2 protein-coding genes and 1 pseudogene are annotated in these 2,481 nt (G+C 78.3%); all 3 read left to right on the top strand.

All coding sequences use genetic code 11. From position 1 onward, the window contains the following. Positions 1-327: pseudogene (locus AB0H57_RS32710) on the top strand (phosphoheptose isomerase); the annotation flags it as partial. Next, on the top strand, positions 324-1,841 hold the full coding sequence (locus AB0H57_RS32705) for a PfkB family carbohydrate kinase (protein WP_357512600.1): 1,518 nt from the start codon (positions 324-326) through the stop codon (positions 1,839-1,841). The pseudogene AB0H57_RS32710 and the gene AB0H57_RS32705, both read left to right, overlap by 4 nt. Continuing rightward, a partial coding sequence (locus AB0H57_RS32700) for an SDR family oxidoreductase (RefSeq protein ID WP_357512598.1) occupies positions 1,838-2,481 on the top strand: 644 nt, incomplete at its 3' end. The genes AB0H57_RS32705 and AB0H57_RS32700, both read left to right, overlap by 4 nt.

The following is a 2,481-nucleotide window of genomic DNA, read 5'->3' as shown; positions in this document are numbered from 1 at the left end:
ACCAGCGGCACCAGCCCCAACCTGCTCACCGCCGCCCACGCCGGCCACCAGACCGGCCTACGCTGCTGGGCCTTCACCGGCCCGGCGCCCAACCCGCTCGCCGACGCCGTCGACGAGGTGCTCGCCGTCTCCTCGGCGGACAGCCAGGTGGTGCAGGAGCTGCACCTGGTCTCGGCCCACGTGCTCTGCGAGTACGTCGACCGGGCGCTGACCGCGACGCCGGGCGCCGCCGCGCATCCGGTGCCGGCCGGCGACAGCCGGTCCGGGCCGGTGCGTACCGGGGTCGAGGTGGTGCTCGGCGCGGAACCGGAGGTCGAGCCGCGATGAGGAGGCCGAGTGCGCGGGGACCCGTGGTGGTGGTCGGCGACACCCTGCTGGACCGGGACGTCGAGGGCGTGGTCAACCGGCTCTGCCCGGACTCGCCGGTGCCGGTGCTCGACGAGACCGCGCACGCGGACCGGCCCGGTGGCGCCGGGCTGGCCGCCGTCTTCGCCGCCGCGCAGGGGGCGGAGGTGGCGCTGGTGACGGCGCTCGCCGACGACGCCGGTGGCGCCCGGCTCAGCACCCTGCTCACCGCCGCCGGGGTGCAGGTGTACGCGCTGCCGCTGCCCGGCGCAACGCCGGAGAAGATCCGGCTGCGGGCCCGGGGCCGGGTGCTGTTGCGGCACGACCGGGGCGGGCCGGCCGGCGAACCCGGGGAGCCCGCCGAGGCGGTGTTGCGGCTGATCGCCGACGCGTCGGTGGTGCTGGTCAGCGACTACGGCCGGGGCGTGGCCGGGCACCCGGCGTTGCGGGCCGCGCTGGCGGCGACCGCCGCCCCGGTGGTCTGGGATCCGCACCCGCGTGGCCCGGCGGCGGTGCCCGGCGTGCAGCTGGCCACCCCGAACGAGTCGGAGGCCCGGGACCTGGCGAAGGTGGCCCCGGGGGCGTCCCGCCTGGTGACCGCCTCCCGGGGGGCGCAGGGGCTGCGGGAGCGGTGGCGGGCCGGCGCGGTCGCGGTCACCCTCGGCGGCGACGGGGCCCTGCTGTGCCACGCGGGCGCCACCCCGCTGGTGGTGCCCGCGCCGGCCAGCGCCGAGGGGGACACCTGCGGCGCCGGCGACCGGTTCGCGGCGGCGGCCAGCATCGCCCTGGCCCGGGGCGCCCTGGTCTCCGAGGCGGTGCAGCACGCGGTGGCGGAGGCCTCCGCGTACGTGGCGGGCGGGGGAGTGGCCGCGGCGCTGCCGCCGCCGGTGCGGACGCCGCCGACGGTACGCCCCGCGACCGGCGGTGAGCGGATCGGGGCGGCCGCGGCCGGCGCGCTGGCCGCCGAGGTACGCGCGGCGGGCGGCACGGTGGTGGCCACCGGCGGCTGTTTCGACCTGCTGCACGCCGGCCACGTGGCCACCCTCCAGGCGGCCCGGCAGCTCGGCGACTGCCTGATCGTCTGCCTGAACTCCGACGCCAGCGTGGCCGGGCTGAAGGGGCCGGACCGGCCGGTGGTCCAGCAGGGCGACCGGAGCCGGATGCTGGCCGCGCTGAGCTGCGTCGACGCGATCGTGATCTTCGACGAGGCGACGCCGGACGCGGCCCTGTCCTGGTTGCGGCCGGACGTCTGGGTCAAGGGCGGCGACTACGCCGGCGGGGTCGGCGACGAGCCGGTCCTGCCGGAGGAGGAGCTGCTGCGCCGCTGGGGCGGGCACACGGTGGTGGTGCCGTACCTGGCCGGCCGGTCCACCACCGACCTGATCGAGGCCGCCCGGGCCGGTGGCGGCATGCCGGTGACCGCGCCGTCGGCGGGTTCGGTGGGAGGCAACCGCCGCTCCGGCGTGGAGCGGCCGAGCACGGAGGGGGCCCGATGAGCGATGTGCCGGGAGGTGGGCCGACCGTCCTGGTCACCGGCGGGTCGAGCGGCTTGGGCGCGGCGGTGGTGACCGCGGTGGCCCGGGCCGGCGGCCGGCCGCTGGTGCTGGACCGGCAGGCGCCGGCCGACGGGGTGCCGTGGGTGGAGTGCGACCTGGCCGACACCCGGGCCGCCGAGGCGGCCACCCGGGAGCTGGCCGAACGTTCCGGCGGGCTGGACGGGGTGGTCACCGCCGCCGGCATCGACACCCCGGGCCGGCTGGCCGACGTGCCGGCGCAGACGTGGGAGCGGATCGTCACCGTCGACCTGCTCGCCACCGCCGCCGTGGTGCGGGCCGCGCTGCCCTACCTGGAGGCGTCCCGGGGCACCATCGTCACCGTCGCCTCCACCCTCGGGGTGAAGGCGGTCGGGGACGCGACGGCGTACTGCGCGGCGAAGTTCGGGGTGGTCGGCTTCACCCGGGCGCTCGCCGCCGAACTGGCCGGCACCGTGGGCGTGACGCTGCTCATCCCCGGCGGGATGCGGACCGCGTTCTTCGACAATCGGGACGAGCAGTACAAGCCCGGACCGGACGCCACCCTCAACGACCCCGCCGACACCGCCGCCGCGGTCATGTTCGCACTGTCCCAGCCGCCCTG

This window comes from Micromonospora sp. NPDC050686, assembly GCF_040654475.1.
In the GTDB taxonomy this organism is placed as follows: domain Bacteria; phylum Actinomycetota; class Actinomycetes; order Mycobacteriales; family Micromonosporaceae; genus Micromonospora.
The sequence above is the reverse complement of the archived record's forward strand: the minus strand, read 5'-3'. Positions and strand labels throughout refer to the sequence as shown.